The following is a 19,362-nucleotide window of genomic DNA, read 5'->3' on the forward strand; positions in this document are numbered from 1 at the left end:
GGGCGCGACCGGCCCGCCGGTCCGCGATGTGGCGTCAGGCCGGGACGACGACCTTTGCGCCATCTTCTTCGGCAGGACGCGACTGGTGGTCGTCCACCATGGTCTCCTCGTCGAACGGCAGTTTCCGGTCCAGGACGTCGCGCACCTGCCCGGTGTCCAGGGTCTTGGTCCAGGTGCCGACCAGCAGCGTCGCGACCGCGTTACCGGAGAAATTGGTGAGCGCGCGGGCCTCGGACATGAACCGATCGATACCGACGATCAATCCGACGCCGTCCAGGAGTTCGGGGCGATGACTCTGCAGCCCGCCGGCCAGGGTGGCCAGGCCCGCGCCGGTGACACCGGCCGCGCCCTTGGAGGCCACGATCATGAACACCAGCAGTCCGAATTGTTCGCCGAGATTCAGCGGCTGTCCCATCGCGTCGGCGATGAAGATGGAGGCCATGGTCAGGTAGATGGCGGTGCCGTCCAGGTTGAACGAATAGCCGGTCGGTACGACCACGCCCACGGTGGTGCGCTGCACCCCCATATGTTCCATCTTCGCGATCAGTCGTGGCAGCGCCGACTCGGAGGATGAGGTGGCCACGATGAGCAGATACTCGCGGGCCAGGTAACGGCACAGTTTGAAGATCGACACCCGCGCGACCAGCCGCAGCAGCACGCCGAGGACACCGAAGACGAACAGCAGACAGGTCAGGTAGAAGGCGATCATGAGAGTGGCCAGCTGGACCACGGCGTCGAGGCCGGTCCGGCCGACCACATTGGCGATCGCGCCGAATGCGCCGATCGGGGCCAGCCAGAGGACCATCGACAGGATCCGGAATACCAGCTTCTGGATCAGCGTGACACCACGCACGATCGGCTCGCCGGCCGAACCCATGGCCTGCACCGCGAACCCGACGAGCAGCGCGACGAACAGCGCCTGCAGCACACTGCCCGCGGTCAGCGAGGAGACCAGGGTCGTGGGAATGATGCTGTGCAGGAATTCCACGGTGCCGCCGGCGCCGTGCGCCTCTTCGGCGTACTCGGCGCCCTGGCCCGCCGACTCGGTGATGTTCAGCCCGGTGCCCGGATCGAGCAGATTGCCGACCAACAGCCCGATACCCAGCGCTACCGTGGACATCACCAGGAAGTAGCCGATCGCCAAACCGCCGACCTTGCCGACGGTGGTGGCCGCGCGCACCGAACCGATACCCAGGACGATGGTGCAGAAGATGACCGGCGCGATCATCATCTTGATCAGATCGACGAACATCGTGCCCAGCGGTGCCAGCGCGCGGCCGGCGCCCGGCGCGAGCCAGCCGACCAGTATCCCTGCCAGGACGGCGACGATGACCGCCAGATAGAGCCAGTGGGTGCGATCCCGCCGTGTTCGAGTCCGGTCTTCCATGACCAGGCCTCCTCCCGAGTCGTAGTGCGCGGGCGGGGTGAACTCGGCCACCACGCCCTGTGCAATGGTGGACCGATACGTGACGCCCGTCACGGTTTTGTGTACTTCGTTCAGCGGAGGAGCCGGTGCGAACCGGTCGGTGGTCCCTGGCGGGATAGGTCTTCGTCCTGCAATTGTTGCTGTTAGCCCTGGTCACAGCCCTCTGGGTCGGGTACGTGGTGCTCGACGCCCGGCGCGAGGGCGACCGGACCGTCACTCGCGAGGTCACCGATATCGCGGCGAGCGTCGCGGCGGAATCGTCCACCGCGGCCGCGGTGCGGGTCCCCGGACCCGACCGCGCTGCTGCAACCGGTGACCGAACAGATCCGGCAGACGACCGGGGTGGATCTCATCGTGGTGATGGCTCCCGACCGCACCCCGATTCAATACGGCCGGACCGGCCGGCCCCGGACCCGCTACCGCTGGCGGGAATCCCGGGCCGGGCGATCCGGCTGACCGCCGGTCAGGGTGTAGTGAGCGCCCCGACCACGGCCGTGCCGAACTCGAGGTCGTTACTGCTCGGCAGTACGGCATAGCTGCCGCCGGTGCGCTGGGTCAGTGTGCGCAATGTATCGGTGCCCTCGCCGCCCCCGACGACGATGACATCCACCCGGACGGGCGTCGCGGGATCGCCCGCGTCCTGGATGGCGGTCAGCAGGTTTTCTCCGCTGAGCGTGGACTCGTCCTCGGGCCCGTCGGTGACTAGCAGGATCGAGTTGGTGCGTTCGGCGGCGTAGGTCTCGATCGCGCCGCGATATGCCGCCAGCAACGCCGGATAGCATTCGTCGGTGCTGGCGGCGGTCGCCTCGATCTTGCCGAGCGAGCCCATCAGGGTGCCGCGGTGTTCGTCGTCGAGGCGGGCGGTGCCGGCGACGACCCGGTACGGGGTGTCGCCGTCGACGTTCTTGCCGAAGGTCCAGATCCCCAGCCCGAAATCTGGCGGCATCACATTCAGGGTGGAGGCCACCGCGCCGACGGTGTTGGCCAGGCGGGTGAGGTCGCCCTCGGTGGTGCTCATGGAGGACGAGACATCCAGCAGCGCGGTGGCCTGCACCCCGAGCACCGGGTTGGTGAGCGCCTTCCGGAGCCGGTCCAGCGCGGCGCGCGGCGGTGAGACGACCTGCTGGGCCGGCGGGGCGGCGAATCCGGCGGCGACCAGGTCCCGCTGCTGTTCGGGCCTGCGCAGGTAATCGGCGAACAGGCCGGCGATGAGATTCTGTGTCTCGTCCACCCAGGGCCCCGACATGATCGCGGCCGGGTAGTCGGCCACCGGTGCCGCCCCGACGGGGACGTAGGCGGTCGCGCTGCCGTTGGCCGCGAGCTGCCGCTGGGTCAGGGGTACGGCGTGCACCGGGGCCTCGGCCGGAGCGGCGGACGACAGGGTGGTCATCGCGGCGGAGACGTCCGCGGCCTCGGGTGCGGCGGCGGCCAGACCCGATACCGCGGAGACGGCCTGGCCGGATTTCGCGGCCTCCTCGGTGAGTGGTTCGGTGCCCGAGATCGCGCCCGCGACGGCGGCGGCGACGGCCAGCGTGCTGTCGCCCGGCGGGAGCGCCAGCTCCAGCCCCGCCCAGCCCGGAAGACCGATCTGATCGAGTGAACCCTGTTGCAGCCGTGGCAGATCCGCCCACGAGGTCTGAGTGGCGGCCAGCGCGTGCCGCAGAATCTCCGGCACGGCGAGCACGATGGGGCTGGACGCGATCGACTGCGGGGTGCCCTCGATGAGGCCGGGTACCCGCATGGACTCGATATCGCGGCTGGAAACCGGTATCCACAGCCCCGGCCGGGGACCGAGGACGGGATTCCAGGTGGCGTTCGAGGTGAAGGCGGCCACCATATCGGCGGACGGCCGCTCGGTGACCACGACCTTCGCGCAGTGGTCGCGGACCACCGGCCGGGTCTCGTTGTATCTTTCCGCGATGGTGCGGACCGGGTCGGCGACCTCCGGATCGGCCGTTACGTCGAGGACGGCCTCGCCTTCCACGCACGTGCCCGCGGCCGCCGATCGGTCCGCGGAATCCGTGTCCAGTCGAGAACATCCGAAAACCAGTGCGACCAGGACCACCACGATAACCGCCGCGATCACCGGTCCCTTGCTCGATCTCCGGGAAGAACCGGTGCTGCGATGGGTACCCACGGGCAGTCAGTCTATGGTCCTGAACCGCCCGGTGAAGCACCACGGTCACGACTGTGGGGCCGTGCTCGCCGCACGGCCCCACAGTGCCTCCGACCAGCTTCGATCCGGCTACTCCCGGATCATCGTGCCACGGTCGAATTCCTGCCCGCCCCACACGCCGGATTGTCCGGTGCGCTCGGCGAACCTCCGGCATTCGAGCCGGATCGGGCAGCGCCCGCACACTTCCCGCGCATAGGCGAAATCCTGGGACGGGTAGGGAAACCACGCCTCGTGGTTCGGGTCGCCACGGCAGGCGGCCCGCTGCCATCCGCGGCTGTCGGAAACGGGCAGCAGGTCTGCCAGAATCTCGACGGTCATCTCGATCCCCTCCTTTCCTGGATCGCCTCGGTGGTGGTTGTCGTCGCGAGTTGTCGCCAGATCCGGCGCTGCGCCCGGGCGAGCGGGTCCGGCGGCCGCGGCGGCCAGAGCAGCCGCATCCCGGCCTCTTCCGGGGTGCGGTCGGCTTTACCGGTATTGCAGGTCACGCAGCATGCGATGAGGTTCTCCCAGGTATTGGGACCGCCTCGGCTGCGCGGCCGGATGTGGTCCACGGTGTGTGCCCCGGAGCCGCAGTAACCGCACCGGTTCCCGTCACGCCGCAGGATCGCGGCGTGCGTGGCGCGGCTGTCGGGCCGGCGGACCGCGAGATGGGCCAGGTACCGGTAGCGGACCAGCCGGATCGTCTCCGGCAGCATGATCTCGGTGTGTTGGGACCGGATCGGGAAATGCGGTTGCCGGATAACGATTGATTCGGCGATTCCGCTGGTCAGCAGTACTACCGTCCGGCCGGCCGGAATCCGGGCCAGCGCCTCGTAGCCGGCGTCGAGCACCAGCACACGGGCGCGTATCCAGTTGTCCGGAGTGAGCGTTGCCGGTTCGGCGACAGTGGTTGTGGGCATGGGTATCACCAGGTTTCGACGGCCCGGGGCAGCCGGGACCACGACGGAGACGGGAGAAGGCGGGCGGTCAGCGCCGCTGGGGGAGGAGCCGGTCGATCGCGCGATCGCCGATGGCGGGTTCCGGCTGCCGCGACGGCTCGCCGCGCACGCCCATCGGCCGTTTCGGCGCACTGGCGCGTGCTGCGGAATCGGCGTTCGACCGGGTGTTACCGGCCGATGCGACTGGATACAAGACCACTCCTCCCTTCGCTGTGTCGTAGCCCTGCCGGGGCGGCGGGCCGGATGGAATACATGGTGGCACAGGGCGGTAGCGGTTGTCGGCTCATTTTTCGGCACCTGATCGGGCACTACCGTCGCGTGGACCGGCGCCCAACCGTGGACCCCGCCCTGGCCGCCGGAAGCGCCGCGCGGCGGAGCCCGGGCGGTCGCGACGGTGCGGGGTAGAGTCCGCATCGGGACGTCTGCGCCCCCGCCCACGTGATCACCCGGCGATCGGAGCACCGCTACCGGTCGGTAACATAAACATCGACTTTCCACCCGGTATTTCGCGGAAGTGAGGCACGTAGATGACAGAGCGGAAAAAGGTCGGCGGGCTCGAGGTTGCCACCGTTCTCCACGACTTCGTAGAGAACGAGGCGCTCCCCGGTACCGGCGTCGATTCCGCCGCGTTCTGGGCCGGCGCCGAGCGGATCATCACCGAGTTCGCGCCGCGCAACCGAGCCCTGCTGGCCGAACGCGACGAAATCCAGGGCAAGCTCGACGCCTGGCACAGCGAACATCCGGGCGCAAATTACGACAGGTCGGCCTATAAGCAGTTCCTGGTCGAGATCGGCTACCTGCAGTCCGAGCCCGCCGATTTCACCATCGGCACCGCCGGCGTCGACGATGAGATCAGCAGTACCGCCGGGCCGCAGCTGGTGGTCCCGGTGAGCAACGCGCGGTTCGCCATCAATGCCGCCAATGCCCGCTGGGGATCGCTCTACGACGCGCTCTACGGCACCGACGCCATCCCGGAGACCGGCGGCGCCGAGAAGGGCACCGGCTACAACCGAGTGCGCGGGGACAAGGTCATCGAATGGGCCCGCAACTTCCTCGACGACGCGGTCACCTTGATCACCGGTTCGCATATCGGCTCGACCTCCTACGCCATCGTCGACGGTGAACTCGAGGTCGGCCTGGAGGACGGCACCACCATCGGCCTGGCCGATGCCGGTCAGCTCGTCGGCTATCTGGGCGACCCGGCCGCCCCGCGGTCGATCCTGCTGCAGAACAACGGGCTGCACATCGAGATCCAGATCGATCCGGATTCGCCGATCGGCGGCACCGATACCGCCGGCATCAAAGATGTTGTCATCGAATCCGCGGTCACCACGATCATGGACTTCGAGGACTCCGTGGCCGCGGTGGACGCCGAGGACAAGACCCTCTGTTACCGCAACTGGCTGGGCCTGATGAAGGGCGACCTCGCCGAGGAGGTCACCAAGAACGGCAAGACTTTCACCCGGACCATGAACCCGGACCGGGTCTACACCGCCCTGGACGGTTCCGAACTGACCGTGCACGGCCGGTCGCTGCTGTTCGTACGCAATGTCGGCCATCTGATGACCAGCGACGCGATCCTGGACGACGAGGGCAACGAGGTGCCCGAGGGCATTCTGGACGGCATCCTTACCTCCCTGATCGCCAAGCATTCGCTGCGCGACGATGTGGCGCTCACCAACAGCCGCACGGGTTCGGTCTACATCGTGAAGCCGAAGATGCACGGCCCGGACGAGGTGGCCTTCACCAATGACCTGTTCGCCGCGGTCGAGGATGTGCTGGACCTACCGCGTAACACCCTCAAGGTCGGCATCATGGACGAGGAGCGCCGCACCACGGTGAACCTCAAGGCGTGTATCAATGCCGCCGCCGACCGCGTGGTGTTCATCAACACCGGCTTCCTGGACCGCACCGGCGACGAGATCCACACCTCCATGGAGGCGGGGCCGATGATCCGCAAGGCCGAAATGAAGACCCAGCGGTGGATCCTGGCCTACGAGGACTGGAACGTCGATACCGGTATCACGGCCGGGCTGCCGCACAAGGCGCAGATCGGCAAGGGAATGTGGGCCATGCCGGACCTGATGGCCGGCATGCTCGAACAGAAGATCGGCCATCCCAAGGCCGGCGCCACCACCGCGTGGGTGCCCTCCCCGACGGCGGCCACCCTGCACGCCACCCACTACCACCTGGTGGACGTGTTCAAGCGGCAGGCCGAGATCGCCAAGGGCGGGGCACGCGCGAGTGTCGACGATATCCTGCAGATCCCGCTGGCCACGGATACCAACTGGTCCGAGGCCGACAAGCAGCAGGAGCTCGACAACAACTCGCAGTCCATCCTGGGCTATGTGGTGCGCTGGATCGACCAGGGTGTGGGTTGTTCCAAGGTGCCCGACATCTCCGATATCGCGCTGATGGAGGATCGCGCCACCCTGCGGATCTCCAGCCAGCTGATGGCCAACTGGCTGCGTCACGGTGTGGTCACCACCGACGAGGTGGTGGCGAGCCTGGAACGGATGGCGCCCGTGGTGGATCGGCAGAACGCCGGCGATCCCGGCTACCGTCCGATGGCGCCCGATTTCGCGGGCAGTATCGCCTTCCAGGCCGCGAAAGATCTCATCCTCGAAGGGACCGCGCAGCCCAACGGCTACACCGAGCCGATCCTGCACCGTCGCCGCCGTGAGGCCAAGGCGCTGGCGGGTAAGAACGAGGCGTAACCGCCTCGGCACGACAGCGTGCGGTCCCCGGCCTCTCGTGAGCGGTCGGGGACCGCATGTTCGTATGCCGGCGCGCCCGCGCGGGGCACGCCGGGAATGCCGACGCCGGGTCGAGGTGTTGTCCGGGACATGAAGGTTTTGATCGTCTACGCGCACCCGGAACCCGATTCGCTCACCGGAGCCCTGAAAGATGTGGCCGTCGAACAATTGCGGGCCGACGGCCACGACGTGCGGGTGAGCGACCTCTACGCCATGGGCTGGAAGGCCCACGCCGACGCCACCGATTTCGGGGCCGTCGAGGAGACCAACTTCATGCTGGCCTCGGGTGAGGCCTTCGCGAACGGCACGCTGAGCGCCGATATCCGGGCCGAGCAGGAGAAACTGCTGTGGGCCGATACCGTGCTGCTCCATTTCCCGCTGTGGTGGTTCGCCATGCCCGCCATCCTCAAGGGCTGGGTGGATCGGGTGTTCACCTGCGGATTCGCCTACGGCGCGGGCGGAACCGCCATCCCACGCTACGGTGACGGCGTCCTCGCCGGTCGGCGGGCGATGCTGGTGGTGGCCGTCGGCGGCCGGGAACCGGCGTATTCCGATCGGGGGATCAACGGCCCGACAGCGGATGTGCTGTTCCCCATCCACCACGGCATCCTCTACTACCCGGGCATGGATGTGCTGCCACCGTTCGTCGTACACGGTGCGATCAGGGTGGACGACGAACGCTTCGAACAGCTCGCCATCGATCTGCGTAAGCGGCTGGCGGAACTGGACACCGCCGAGCCGATCCGGTATCGGCGTCAAGCCGGCGGCGACTATGATCGCTCGCTCCGGCTCGAAGCGGGACGCGAAGAGGCGGGAGCCACCGGATTCGGGCTGCACATCGCCTCGTGAGGTAGCGCGGCGCGAACGGGCGCGCCCGCTTCCTCCCACCGCGAATCCGTTCGCGCAGTGAGTGGTCGGGAGGGCCCGGGCTGCGGGCGGGCCGGCGCAGGACTAGCTTGGTCGGGTAGAGACCGTATCCGGGGAACGAGCGGATCGGTTCCCTGTCCGATGGAGGAGAATCTTGCGAGTCCTGCTGGTCGCGAGCGCTTTCAACAGCCTGACACAGCGTGTGCACACGGAACTGCGTTATCGCGGGCACGAGGTCACGGTCGAATTGGCGCTCGGCGACGATCTGCTGCGAGCCCGGGTGGCGGCGTTCCGGCCCGATCTCATCGTGGCGCCGATGCTGACCACCGCTGTCCCGGAGGACATCTGGACCGAGCACACCGTGCTGATCGTGCATCCCGGTCCCAAGGGCGATCGCGGCCCCTCCTCGCTCGACTGGGCGATCAGCGAGGGCGCGTCCGAATGGGGTGTCACGGTGCTCCAGGCGGTCGAGGAGATGGACGCAGGGCCGATCTGGGCCTCGGTGTCCTTCCCGGTACCCGCGTGCGGGAAGAGCGAGCTGTACCGCAACGAGATGTCGGATGCCGCCGTCACCGCGGTGCTGCTGGCAGTCGAACGTTTCGGTACCGGGGATTTCGTGCCCGAGCCGCTGGACTACGACCGGCCCGATGTCCGGGGCCGGTTGCGGCCCTACCACTCCCAGCAGTACCGCCGGATCGACTGGACGACCGACAGCACCGCCGATGTACTGCGCAAACTCCGCGCGGCCGATTCGCAGCCCGGTGTGCTCGACGAGCTCTACGGTCGTGAGTACTTCGTGCACGGTGGCCACAACGAGGACCGGCTGCGTGGTGAGCCGGGCGCGGTGATCGCGACCCGCGACGGTGCGATCTGCCGGGCCACCGTCGACGGTGCGGTCTGGTTGCCGCAGTTGCGGCGCCGCCGGATACCGGGCGGCCCGGCGACATTCAAACGACCCGCGGTGGCCGCGCTCGGCGCGGACCTGCCCCCCGCCACCCCGGAGGTGCCGGTGTCGGCGGCCGCTGCGGCCGTCCGCGATACCTGGTCCGAGGTGCGTTACCGCGAGGAAGGGTCGGTGGGCTACCTCGAATTCGGCTACGCGGGCGGGGCGATGAGCACCGCGCAGTGCCGCCGGTTGCTCGCCGCCTACCGGGAGGCCTGCGCGCGGCCGACCCGGGCACTGGTCTTCGGTCCGGCCCGGGACTTCTTCTCCAACGGTATCCACCTGCACGTCATCGAATCGGCGGCGGATCCGGCCCGGGAGTCCTGGCACAACATCAACGCCATGAACGATCTCGTGGAGGCGATCCTCACCACCACCGACAAACTCGTCATCTCGACGCTGCCCGGTAACGCGGCCGCGGGTGGGGTGATGCTGGCGCTGGCCGCCGACGAAGTATGGGCCCGCGAGGCCGCGGTACTCAATCCGCACTACCGCCTGATGGGCCTGTACGGCTCGGAGTACTGGACCTACTCGCTGCCGCGGCGCGTCGGCGCGGCCGGGGCCGCCCGGCTCACCCGGGAGACCCTGCCGGTGGGCGCGAAAGCGGCCGTGGACCTCGGACTGGTGGACCGGGTGGGTTCCGGGGACACCGCCGAGTTCGCCGACTGGGTGCGCCGGGAAGCGGAGGCGCTGGCCGATTCGCCCGAGCTGGAGAATCGGCTGACCGCCAAGAAGCAGCTGCGGGAGGCCGACGAGGCCGCCAAACCGCTGGCGGAGTATCGCGCCGAGGAACTGGCGCAGATGCGCCGGAACTTCTTCGAGGAGGGCGAGCCCTACCACGAACTGCGGCAGAACTTCGTGTACAATGTGGTGCCGCCTAACACTCCTGCCTACCTGCGGAGCTGATCCGGATATTTCGGCCTTAGCTCAGTTGTGACATCAAGTGGCGGATGTACACCCCCGTAGGGTGAAATTTTTATTCTGCAGACCCCCTCGGGGTCTGCCGAACTACTGTCCAGGTGGCCGCAGTTCGGAAATCGACTAATACAACGGAGTTACACGTGCAGCTCGAGCACTTCAGCAATGGGTGGGTGACGCCTGTCCTCGCCTATTTCATGTCGTTCATCGGGTCGGTGCTCGGTCTCCGGTGCGCGGTCCGCGCGCGATCCTCGGAACAGGCCGGCGGCTGGCTGGTCGCCGCCGCCATCGCGCTCGGCGGCGCGGGTATCTGGGTCATGCACTTCACCGCCATGCTCGGTTTCTCCATCGGCGGGATGACCATCCGCTACGACATGCCGATGACGCTGCTCAGCGCCGGGATCGCCATCGTGGTCGTCCTGATCGGACTGGCGATCGTGGTGCGCGGGCACCGGGAGGTGATCGCCCTGCCGCTGGGCGGAGCGATCACCGGAATCGGGGTCGTGGGGATGCACTACCTCGGCATGGCCGCGATGAACTCCGGTGCGGAGATGGAATACAGCACCGGACTGGTCCTGCTGTCGATCCTGATCGCGGTGGTCGCCGCGACCGCCGCGCTGTGGTTCATGCTGCACGTGAAGGGCTGGGGCAACACCATCGGTGCGGCACTGATCATGGGTGTCGCGGTATGTGGCATGCACTACACCGGTATGGCCGCCATGAGCGCCCACCACGGTGACCACACCGCGGTGCCGGAGGGTGTCGCGCCGGTGGAGTTGCTCACTCCGCTGCTCACCACCGTCGCGCTGGTGGTGGTGGGCCTCGTCGTCCTGGTCGGCGTGGCCGAGCTCGAGGTCCGGTCGACGACCGCAGCGAAATCGGAGTACGAATCCGACGAGGTCGTGACCCTCACTACCGATCCCGCGACCCTCGCGGTGAGCGGCCGGGAGTGGCCGCGGATGCCGGTGGACCGCTAGTCTGCCGCCTGTCGCAGTGGTGCCATCGAGGTGGGGCCTCGGTTGTCGCCCGCGGCTGCGCGGCCTACTCTGGGCCGCCGTATCTGCAAGCCGAAGTGAGGATTGTTCGAATGGGTAGTACCGTGCTCGATATCTTCGCGTTGATCATCACGCGAATCGGGGATTTCTGGAACTGGGCGTCCACCGGCTCGGCGGGTTTTCCGCCGCTGTGACCCGGTAACGATTGCCGATACGGAGCCCGGACGCAGTGTGCGTCCGGGCTCCGCTGCGTTCGGCGGGTCTGTCGGAGGACCGCCGGAGCGGTCCGCCGGCTCGGGCCGGTAGCGGGGCGTTCTGGAGCCGGCCGACACCGGGCCGGTTTCGTGCCGCTGTCGGCGATGATCACCTGCCACAGCTGCTCGTCCCCGGTGCAGCGGCGCGGCACCGACCGGGTGACGACCACTGCGCCCCGGCCGCGTGGTTGACCGATGGCCGCTCGGTGGCCGCCCGGGCTGTCTCGTCGTCGACCGGACCGGCGGCCACGGGCGCGGCCGCCGGGCGCGGTGATGTCGATGACGGGCGGGATCAGTCCTCGGCGACCACGATCACGCTGTCCAGCGGCGACAGAATGATCGGGGCGTCCTTGGGTGGGTTGAGGGTGACACCGTAGGCCGGTGGCCGGCCGCCGTGCCGGTGGAGCCGGTAACCGATTGCCGCCTCGCCGCGCGACCGCGCCGCATGGACGATGGTGGCGAAGTTGATCTCCATATCGGTGCTCACGTAGTCCGGGGCGGGTTTGAGGTAGATCTCGGATCCGCTGGGATCGAACAGGTCGGTGAATACCGCGTGCAGGTGTCGGTTCTCGGCGAGCTGGGTCAGCAGCAGACTGATCAGCTTACTGCTGACGATGAAGTCGTCGGCTCTGGTGACCTGCGCGATCTCCCGGTTGGCATCGTCGTTCATCTCGGTGACGATCGAGTACGGGTCGCCGAGCCGGACTTCGATGTCACGCAGGTGCAACAGGGTCACCAGGGTGCGGTCGTCGGCGGGATCCTCGTCGAGCATATCGTCGGTGAGCACGATGACGTGTTGGTAGCTGCCCGGATTCAGCGCCTCCAGCGAGCGCCGGCTGGTCGGTTCGCAGGGCCGGTAGCCGACGGTCAGGTTGGTCCGCGGACTGCCGGTGATATCCCCGGGCGGGGGATGTGGGGCGGCGATGTCGAGCACCGACCCGGGGGCGACGTACTCGTCGAGCAGGCCGAGAATGCGGGGGCCGCGCGAGTTCCACCCGACCAGCAGGGTCCGGTCGGGGGCGGGGTCGGCGGCGTCCTCCGGGACCTTTACCAGGGCCTCGGTAACCACCGGCACCGCCTCGGTCGCCAATTCCACGAGAAGATCGTCCTCGGCGATCACGATGATCTGGTCGTCCTGGGCGATGACGGTGTCCATGGGCGGATTCACCGCCACCGTCCCGTCGCCCCGGCGCAGTCCCACCGGGCAGCTGGTGTTGTAGGCACTCAGCGCCTCACCATAGGTCCGGCCGGCCAGGGTGGGCTCCGCCCGCAGGTAGAGCCCGTTGCCGGCGAAGTCCAGCAGGTCCGTGCACACCGTGGACAGGCCCGACTGGCGGTGCGACTGAACCACGATCCGCACCGTGATGTCCTCGGCATCGATGACCAGAGTGTCCGGGTCGGTGGCCAACCGGGCCGCGGCCACATCCTCCGACTGGCGCACCGCGGTGACGATATGCGGCCGCCGGGCCGGCCACGATCGGTTGTTCAGCAGCAGTAGGGCTTTGATCACATCGATATCGGCATCGTCACCCGGTCGCGGCAGCACGATGATGGACTTGGCGGTATCCAGGCTGACCAGTTCCAGATCGCTGCGTTTGAGGGGGCTGCCGGAGCGGCAGGTCACCCGTGTCCGCCCGGTGTTGCCGACCCGGGCCCGGATCTGGTCCTCCATATCGACCTTGTCCCGATCGGCCAGGACCACCACGCTCGAGCGCCGAATGCGCTGGTTCGCGGCGGCCAGCTCGGATACCACGGTGAAAACCTGCTCCGACCAGCCCAATACGACCGTGTGCCCGGACTCGATCAGCGGGGCCCGGCCCTTGCGCAGTTCCGCGATCCGATATTCCATCCCGGTCACGAGCACACCGATCAACGAACTGACAATGAAGATCCCGCCGAGCGTCACCACCAGCATCAACACCAGAAACGGCACGCTGAACACGGTCGCGTCGTCGCTGCCCATGGTCCCGGGATCGAGCGTGCGCAGCAAACTCATCCACGCCACACCGATCCAGCCGCCCTTGACTCCCGCGACATCGTCCGGTGCCAGTAGGGCGGCCAGCGCCGTGGTCACCGCGATCAGTACCGCAGACGCCAGACCGAGCCAGCCGATCAATGCCGGAGTCCCACGATCCATCGTCCGGTCGAACCAGAATCGCACCCGGTCACGCACTCTGATCCTGGCCACACTCACCCCTACACATTCACACCCACAGCAACTCGTCGTTGAAGAACGTAGCTGCCCGTCGCGAATCATGCACAACCGAAGCAACATTCACGCTCCGATCGACCGCGCCGATAGTAACGGTCGTCGCCTCGGTGTCGGCGGTATCGCCCGAACGCGGGTGATCGGCGTGCACCCTGCCCACAGTGGAGCGGCCGGTCCGGGTCGCGGAGTTCGACCGGTCCTTCGGCGAGTCCGCGCGCGGCGTCCGCCGGCCGGACCCGGCACGGCTGGAACTGGTGATCGATCCGGCCGCGGAGCCGGTGGCGCGAGATCTGGCAGGGCGCGAGTCGGGCTGCTGTTCGTTCTTCCGTTTCGACTTCGCCCCCGTGGCACCGGTGTACTGATGGGAGTCCAGGTGCCGGGCGGGTATATCGATGTGCTCGACGCATTCGCCCTTCGGGTGGACGTCGCGCTCGACGGCCGCCGATGACCGGATCGCGCACGAGCGAGCTCGCGGCGGCGGCCGGGTTGAACCCGCAGACGCTGCGCTACTACGAGCGCCGCCGGCTGTTGACCCGGCCGGACCGGAGCCCGGGTGGGCACCGGTTGTATGCGGAACAGGCGGTGACGGTGCTGCGGGTGATCAAGGCTGCCCAGCGGCTGGGATTCACTCTCGACGAGGTCGCCGGCCTGCTGGCCACCACCCGGTCCGCCCGGCACCGGCGCGATACCGGATTGCGGGCGCGGACCGCAGTGAAACTGGCGGAGGTCGAGGCGAAACTCGCCGAGCTGTCCGCGGTGCGCGACACACTACGGGCCGCGCTGGCCGAAGGATGCGCCGACCTGCTCGTATGCAGCGAAACACCGGGCTGCCCGGTGCCCTTCGACACCGGAGCCGTGCCCACCCCCGGCGATCGCGGTGGCGGCAGCCGGTAATACCGCGGCACGGCAGCGGCGGATGCGGTGGCCCGGTCCGGCGATCGGAGGATGAATCCCTCTCGGGATCGGGTTCATCCGACGGTCGACTTCCTGATCCTTGATGCCGCCGCGACCCCCGCGACCGCCACGAGCGCGGCAGCCCCGAGGGCGGCGAAGATCAGTGGCAGGTAGGTGAGACGAAGGAAGAGGAAGGTTTCGTCGACCATTGCGTGGCCGGGGTCGCCGGGGTCGTAGCGGACCGGAACACGGTCACCGAGATCGGTATAGCGCGAGGAGGCCGCCGAGCCGCCGTCGACCCGGATCGTTTCGCCGGCCGTGGTGGTGAACTCGATGACGGTGGAGGTGCCGGCCGGCCGGCTGCCCTTGGTGTTGTCGGTGAGTTCCCTACCGAATTGCACCGCGGTGCCCGTCACGACCTGTGAGTTCGCCAGGAACACTGTGTTGTAACCGATCGGGACCGCCGCGAACAGGATCGCCACAACTCCCATCAACGCGACGGCGAGCCTGTTGGAGTCGATTCCGGCGGTGAGAGAACGTCGCACAACAGTCCTTCCTGGAAGCCCGCACAGGCGATTCTAGTAGGAGAACCCGCCGGAGAGCGGCCGATTACCGAGCCCCTGCTCGGTCCCCGCGGGGCCGGTGCCCCGCACCGCGGCACGATGAGGGAACCGGCCGGGCGCCACCGCGGTCCTCTCGACGCGCGGCGCGGGCGGCGATTCGGGGGTTTCCCTGATGTGCCGGCACGGGCCGGGCTGGTTTTCTGAATGTATGGCCGGCAACACAGCCCGCGGTGAACTGGACCGCGTGGAACAGATCTTCGACCGCATCGCCGACGGATACGACCGCCAGATCGGATGGTCCGAACGAGTACTGCTCGGCGATGCGCGCCGATGGGCGACCGAACAGGCCCGCGGGACGGTGGTGGAGATCGGCGTGGGCAGCGGGTTGAATCTGCCGCTGTACGGCCCCGGGGTGGAGCGGGTGATCGGGGTGGACCTGTCCGAGCGAATGCTCGACCTCGCACGGGCCCGGTCGGCGCCGGTGCCGGTGGAATTGCGGCACGGGGACGCCCAGCAACTGGATCTGCCTGCCGCATCGGTGGATACGGTGGTCTCCACCTACACCTTCTGCACGATTCCCGATCCGGGTGCGGCCGCGGCGGCCGCGTGGCGGGTGCTGCGGCCGGGCGGTGCGTTCGTCGCGGTCGAGCACGGTCCGGCCCGCGCGCGACCGGTGGCGGCGCTGATGCGCCTGGCCGAACCGCTGGCGGTACGGCTCGCGGCGGACCACCTCACCCGGGAGCCGGTCGGCTACCTCACCGACGCAGGGTTCACCCTCGAACATTTCGCCCGCACCGGTCGCGGCGGGGTGGTGTTCCGGGTGCTGGCCCGGAAACCGGCACAGGCCGGCTGATCACGTCAGCGAGCCGGTCGGCTTTCGACGTGAAACCCTGCGCGGGGTGGGTCCGCCCGAAGAACGGGATGCGGATGCGGATCCGCGCGCGCAGCATCCGGCCGCACGCGGGTCGGACTCCTGTCGACCGAACCGGTCCACATCCGCCGACGCCGGTGATATCGGTTCGGATAGGTCTTCTATTCGGAAACTTGTTCCAGCAGGGAATCCAGGCTCGTGAGCAGCCGCTTCCGCAGTAGTCCGGCCCGGTTCGCGATCTCGGCCTGGCGGCGCACATATTCGGCCCGCCCGGCCGGGGTCTCGATCCGCACCGGCTCGTACCCGTGTTCGCGAAGGTCGTATGGGCTCGCTCGCATATCGAGGGTCCGGGCGTCCAGCGCCAGCGCGAAACAATCGAGGAGAAGGTCCGAGGCGAGGAGCGGAGTCGCTTTGAAGCCCCACTTGTACAGGTCCATATTGGCGTGCAGGCAACCCGGCTGCTCGGCGTGGATCTGGTCCTCGCGGTTCAGCTGCCGGTTGTTGCGGGGCGCCGCGGCCGGGGTGAAGAACCGGAACGCGTCGAAATGGGTACAGCGCACCGGCATCGATTCGACCACCGCGTCGGTACCGGCCGCGCCGAGCCGCAGCGGTACCGAATCGTGGCGGACCTCCCCGGTGCGGTACACCATTGCCCATTCGTGCAGGCCGAAACAGGACAGTTGCGGGGGCCGGGACGCCGTCGCGCGCAGCAGATCCGCGATATATGTGAGGGTGCCGGCGCGCGACCGCAGGAACTCCGGATCGACGGTGACCACCGGACCGGTGTCCGTGCCGGGCTCGTCGATCCGCCGATAGCCGCGCAGGCCGGTGTACTCGGCGGCACCGGCCAGCGCCATCCCGAAACCGGGATGCCAGCGGCGCAACTGCGCCGGTTTGTGGCCGTAGTAGGTGAACAGGAAATCGAGCACCGGGTGCTTCGCCCCGGCGGCCCGCGCCCGCAGGTACGGGCCGGCCAGGGCGTCGAGGCGGTCCCGGTGCGCCCCGGCGCGCGCCCGCCACTCCGTCGCGCCGAGCACCGATCCGACGGCCGCGGCCGTCATTCGGCGACCCGGTGCGTGGTGTCGCGGACGGTACCGACGAACTCCTCGACGAGATCTTCGAGCGCCACGATGCCCACCGTATTGCCCCGTGCGTCCACCACTCGGCCCAGATGGCTGCTGGTGCGGCGCAGCCGGGCCAGCGCCTCGTAGAGGGTGGTGCCCATCAGCACGGTCGGCAGTGGCCGGATATCGGTGCGCGGGATCTCGGTGCCGGGGCCCGCGGTTTCGTCGGAGACCTTGTCCAGCACATCTTTGACGTGCAGGTATCCGACCAGGGAACCGTCGGAGGCGCGGACCGGGTACCGGGAGAAACCGGTTTCGGCGACCGCGCTCTCGATATCGCCCAGGGTGGTGCCGCGGGCACGCAGCGGAATAGTGCGCGCCTGCGTCAGCGGCACCATGACCTCGGCGACGAATCGCTCCCCGGTGCCCAGCGCCTGGGTGAGACGGCGGTGCTCCTCCTCGTCCAGCAGGCCCTCGGACCGGGATTCACCGATCATCTCGGCCAGTTCGTCGCTCGAGACCGCGGCCTCGAGTTCGTCCTTGGGTTCGATGCGCAGCATCCGCAACGACAGGTTGGCCGCGAAGTTGTAGACCGCGATGAGTGGCCGGGCGATCCGCAGCCACGCCAGATGTAGCGGCACCAGCAGCAGCGCACTGCGTTCGGGGCCGGCGAGCGCGATGTTCTTCGGGATCATCTCGCCCAGCAGAATGTGCAGGATCACCACGATGGCCAGCGCGAGCACGAACGACACCGGATGCAGCAGTGCTTCCGGCAGCCCGGCCAGCTCGAACGGACGCTCCAGCAGATGGGCCACCGCCGGCTCGCCGACCCGGCCCAGCAGGATCGAGCAGATCGTAATGCCCAGCTGCGCGGCGGCCAGCATCATCGACAGGTTCTGTCCGGCCCGGATCACGGTGTCGGCATTACGTTTACCCTGCGCGGCCAGCGCCTCGAGCCGGTCGCGGCGGGCGGAGATGAGCGCGAACTCGGCGCCCACGAAGAAGGCGTTACCCGCCAGCAGGAGCACGGTCAGGGCCACTCCGAAAAGGTCACCCATGGCGGACCTCCCGGCCGGTGGGCTGTTGTTCGCGCAGGTTGATCGCCTCGGCATCGGCCGGGACCAGGCGGATCCGGTCGATGCGGCGTTCGTCCATCCGCTCCACCCGGGCCAGCCAGCCGCCCTGCCCGTCACCGTGGCGGCGTTCGTGGCCGCGCTCCGGCAGCACCACGGTATCGCCGGCCACCGGGATCCGGCCGAGCCGGGTAAGCACCAGACCACCGAGGGTTTCGTATTCGCCTTCGGGAGCGACGTATCCGGTCGCCCGGGTCACCTCGTCGATACGCAGCAGGCCCGAACAGTCCCAGCCGTCGGAGACCCGGCGCACGTCGCGTTCCTCTTCGTCGTGCTCGTCGCGGACATCGCCGAGGATCTCCTCGATGATGTCCTCCATGGTGACCAGGCCCGCGGTGCCACCGTATTCGTCGACGACCAGCGCGACCTGCATACCGTCGGCGCGGACCCGTTCGAGGACCTCGTCACCGTCGAGGCTGGCCGGTAGCACCTGCACCGGCTGCGCGATCTGCGCGAGACCGACCCCGGCGCGCGTGCGCGCGGGATGGGTGAACGCCTGTTTGACGTGTACGACACCCAGGGTGTTGTCCAGGTCGCCGTCGATCACCGGGAACCGCGAGTAGCCGGTGCGGGCGGCCGCGGCGAGCAGGTCGCCGATGGTGTCGGTGCGGTCCAGGGCTTCGATCTTCACCCGCGGGGTCATCAGCTCCTCGGCGCTGCGCTCGCCGAACTGCAGGGAGCGGTCCAGCAGTTGCGCGGTGCGCTGATCGAGCGCGCCGTGCTGGGCCGAGGTGCGCACCAGCGAACCGAGTTCCTGGGGCGACCGTGCCGAGCGTAGTTCCTCCGCCGGTTCCACCCCGAACCGGCGGACCGCCCAGTTGGCGGTGCCGTTGAGAAACTGGATCATCGGCTTGAACACCGCCGAGAACGCCACCATCGGCCCGGCGGTCGCCCGCGCGGTGGCCATGGGCGCGGCGATGGCGATGTTCTTGGGGACCAGCTCGCCGTAAATCATCGACAGCGAGGTCGCCAGGATCAGCGCCAGGGCCAGGGCGATACCCGTAGCAGCGGAATCCGGGACTCCGAGCACGCCGAACAGCGGTTCGAGTAACCGCGCCAGCACGGGTTCGGCGATGTAACCGGTGATCAGTGTGGTGATAGTGATACCGAGCTGGGCGCCGGACAGCTGGAAGGAGAGCGTGCGGTGCGCCTGCCGGACCGCACGCGCCCGCACATCGCCGTCGCGCGCGTGCGCTTCGACGGTGCTGCGTTCCAGCGCGGTGAGCGAGAATTCGGCGGCCACGAACAACGCGGTGCCGGCGGTGAGCGCCACGAACCCGATGAGGCTGAGGACGGTGAGTGCGACGGCCATCTCACCACCCCCCGGCGGACATCGGTATCAGCGATGGGGAAAG

Annotated in this window: 17 protein-coding genes; 8 read left to right on the forward strand and 9 right to left on the reverse strand. The window is 68.4% G+C overall.

Annotated features, from left to right (window positions below; genetic code table 11):
- Window positions 1–34 precede the first annotated feature (34 nt).
- A complete protein-coding gene (locus NGR01S_RS01320; protein ID WP_063034483.1) occupies window positions 35–1,387 on the reverse strand; it encodes a cation:dicarboxylate symporter family transporter in 1,353 nt (450 codons plus the stop codon).
- A gap of 351 nt (window positions 1,388–1,738) precedes the next feature.
- Here NGR01S_RS01320 and NGR01S_RS30705 point away from each other — a divergent pair, with 351 nt between their 5' ends.
- Window positions 1,739–1,882: a hypothetical protein gene (locus NGR01S_RS30705; protein WP_157107068.1), complete on the forward strand. Its 144-nt coding sequence runs from the start codon at window positions 1,739–1,741 to the stop codon at window positions 1,880–1,882.
- A 7-nt stretch (window positions 1,883–1,889) separates the two neighbouring features.
- Here NGR01S_RS30705 and NGR01S_RS01325 read toward each other — a convergent pair whose 3' ends face one another.
- The 3 genes from NGR01S_RS01325 to NGR01S_RS01335 all read right to left on the reverse strand — a co-directional run bounded on the left by NGR01S_RS01325 (window position 1,890) and on the right by NGR01S_RS01335 (window position 4,501).
- Window positions 1,890–3,512, reverse strand: coding sequence for a VWA domain-containing protein (locus tag NGR01S_RS01325; protein WP_245664379.1), 1,623 nt, complete (start codon window positions 3,510–3,512; stop codon window positions 1,890–1,892).
- Between the two features lie 159 nt (window positions 3,513–3,671).
- Window positions 3,672–3,920: a WhiB family transcriptional regulator gene (locus tag NGR01S_RS01330; protein WP_063034311.1), complete on the reverse strand. Its 249-nt coding sequence runs from the start codon at window positions 3,918–3,920 to the stop codon at window positions 3,672–3,674.
- Window positions 3,917–4,501 (reverse strand): HNH endonuclease, encoded by a 585-nt coding sequence (locus tag NGR01S_RS01335; protein WP_063034312.1) that lies wholly within the window; start codon window positions 4,499–4,501, stop codon window positions 3,917–3,919. The genes NGR01S_RS01330 and NGR01S_RS01335 overlap by 4 nt, the downstream gene beginning before the upstream one ends.
- A 566-nt stretch (window positions 4,502–5,067) precedes the next feature.
- Here NGR01S_RS01335 and NGR01S_RS01340 point away from each other — a divergent pair.
- From NGR01S_RS01340 to NGR01S_RS01355, 4 genes are all read left to right on the forward strand, one after another.
- Window positions 5,068–7,257, forward strand: coding sequence for a malate synthase G (locus NGR01S_RS01340; RefSeq protein WP_063034313.1), 2,190 nt, complete (start codon window positions 5,068–5,070; stop codon window positions 7,255–7,257).
- Window positions 7,258–7,386: 129 nt separating this feature from the next.
- A complete protein-coding gene (locus NGR01S_RS01345; protein WP_063034314.1) occupies window positions 7,387–8,145 on the forward strand; it encodes an NAD(P)H-dependent oxidoreductase in 759 nt (252 codons plus the stop codon).
- Between the two features lie 172 nt (window positions 8,146–8,317).
- Entirely contained in the window at window positions 8,318–10,012 is a 1,695-nt protein-coding gene (locus tag NGR01S_RS01350; protein WP_063034315.1) for a hydrogenase maturation protein, read from the forward strand.
- Window positions 10,013–10,167: 155 nt separating this feature from the next.
- Window positions 10,168–11,001, forward strand: a complete 834-nt coding sequence (locus NGR01S_RS01355; protein ID WP_063034316.1) for an MHYT domain-containing protein — start codon at window positions 10,168–10,170, stop codon at window positions 10,999–11,001.
- Between the two features lie 564 nt (window positions 11,002–11,565).
- On the opposite strand, the gene NGR01S_RS01360 is transcribed toward NGR01S_RS01355, so the two are convergent.
- The gene (locus NGR01S_RS01360; RefSeq protein WP_063034485.1) at window positions 11,566–13,461 is read right to left on the reverse strand and encodes a CASTOR/POLLUX-related putative ion channel; all 1,896 of its coding nucleotides are present in this window, start codon (window positions 13,459–13,461) and stop codon (window positions 11,566–11,568) included.
- A gap of 182 nt (window positions 13,462–13,643) precedes the next feature.
- Here NGR01S_RS01360 and NGR01S_RS01365 point away from each other — a divergent pair, with 182 nt between their 5' ends.
- Both NGR01S_RS01365 and NGR01S_RS01370 read left to right on the forward strand, forming a co-directional pair.
- Window positions 13,644–13,844: a hypothetical protein gene (locus tag NGR01S_RS01365; protein ID WP_245664380.1), complete on the forward strand. Its 201-nt coding sequence runs from the start codon at window positions 13,644–13,646 to the stop codon at window positions 13,842–13,844.
- Window positions 13,845–13,926: 82 nt separating this feature from the next.
- On the forward strand, window positions 13,927–14,376 hold the full coding sequence (locus NGR01S_RS01370; protein ID WP_063034317.1) for a MerR family transcriptional regulator: 450 nt from the start codon (window positions 13,927–13,929) through the stop codon (window positions 14,374–14,376).
- A gap of 74 nt (window positions 14,377–14,450) precedes the next feature.
- On the opposite strand, the gene NGR01S_RS01375 is transcribed toward NGR01S_RS01370, so the two are convergent.
- Window positions 14,451–14,921 (reverse strand): DUF3592 domain-containing protein, encoded by a 471-nt coding sequence (locus NGR01S_RS01375; RefSeq protein WP_157107069.1) that lies wholly within the window; start codon window positions 14,919–14,921, stop codon window positions 14,451–14,453.
- A gap of 226 nt (window positions 14,922–15,147) precedes the next feature.
- On the opposite strand from NGR01S_RS01375, the gene NGR01S_RS01380 reads away from it, so the two are divergent.
- The gene (locus tag NGR01S_RS01380) at window positions 15,148–15,792 is read left to right on the forward strand and encodes a class I SAM-dependent methyltransferase (RefSeq protein WP_063034319.1); all 645 of its coding nucleotides are present in this window, start codon (window positions 15,148–15,150) and stop codon (window positions 15,790–15,792) included.
- A 179-nt stretch (window positions 15,793–15,971) separates the two neighbouring features.
- Here the strand turns inward: NGR01S_RS01380 and NGR01S_RS01385 are convergent, their stop codons facing one another.
- The 3 genes from NGR01S_RS01385 to NGR01S_RS01395 are packed head-to-tail and all read right to left on the reverse strand — an operon-like array spanning window position 15,972 to window position 19,319.
- Window positions 15,972–16,871 carry a hypothetical protein gene (locus NGR01S_RS01385; RefSeq protein WP_063034320.1) on the reverse strand — a complete coding sequence of 300 codons (900 nt, stop codon included), beginning with the start codon at window positions 16,869–16,871 and terminating at the stop codon, window positions 15,972–15,974.
- Window positions 16,868–17,932 (reverse strand): hemolysin family protein, encoded by a 1,065-nt coding sequence (locus tag NGR01S_RS01390; RefSeq protein ID WP_063034321.1) that lies wholly within the window; start codon window positions 17,930–17,932, stop codon window positions 16,868–16,870. Before NGR01S_RS01390 ends, NGR01S_RS01385 begins: the two co-directional genes overlap by 4 nt.
- Window positions 17,925–19,319 (reverse strand): hemolysin family protein, encoded by a 1,395-nt coding sequence (locus tag NGR01S_RS01395; protein WP_063034322.1) that lies wholly within the window; start codon window positions 19,317–19,319, stop codon window positions 17,925–17,927. The genes NGR01S_RS01390 and NGR01S_RS01395 overlap by 8 nt, the downstream gene beginning before the upstream one ends.
- Window positions 19,320–19,362 lie beyond the last annotated feature (43 nt).

The organism is Nocardia grenadensis NBRC 108939 (genome assembly GCF_001613445.1).
GTDB lineage: Bacteria > Actinomycetota > Actinomycetes > Mycobacteriales > Mycobacteriaceae > Nocardia > Nocardia grenadensis.

Excerpts from the sequence above, each read along its gene's own strand:
- NGR01S_RS01345 (WP_063034314.1), top strand. The coding sequence starts at position 7,387 with ATGAAGGTTTTGATCGTCTACGCGCACCCGGAACCCGATTCGCTCACC.
- NGR01S_RS01385 (WP_063034320.1), bottom strand. The coding sequence starts at position 16,871 with ATGACGGCCGCGGCCGTCGGATCGGTGCTCGGCGCGACGGAGTGGCGG.
- NGR01S_RS01330 (WP_063034311.1), bottom strand. The coding sequence starts at position 3,920 with ATGACCGTCGAGATTCTGGCAGACCTGCTGCCCGTTTCCGACAGCCGC.
- NGR01S_RS01320 (WP_063034483.1), bottom strand. The coding sequence starts at position 1,387 with ATGGAAGACCGGACTCGAACACGGCGGGATCGCACCCACTGGCTCTAT.
- NGR01S_RS01340 (WP_063034313.1), top strand. The coding sequence starts at position 5,068 with ATGACAGAGCGGAAAAAGGTCGGCGGGCTCGAGGTTGCCACCGTTCTC.
- NGR01S_RS01380 (WP_063034319.1), top strand. The coding sequence starts at position 15,148 with ATGGCCGGCAACACAGCCCGCGGTGAACTGGACCGCGTGGAACAGATC.
- NGR01S_RS01390 (WP_063034321.1), bottom strand. The coding sequence starts at position 17,932 with ATGGGTGACCTTTTCGGAGTGGCCCTGACCGTGCTCCTGCTGGCGGGT.
- NGR01S_RS01395 (WP_063034322.1), bottom strand. The coding sequence starts at position 19,319 with ATGGCCGTCGCACTCACCGTCCTCAGCCTCATCGGGTTCGTGGCGCTC.
- NGR01S_RS01335 (WP_063034312.1), bottom strand. The coding sequence starts at position 4,501 with ATGCCCACAACCACTGTCGCCGAACCGGCAACGCTCACTCCGGACAAC.
- NGR01S_RS01370 (WP_063034317.1), top strand. The coding sequence starts at position 13,927 with ATGACCGGATCGCGCACGAGCGAGCTCGCGGCGGCGGCCGGGTTGAAC.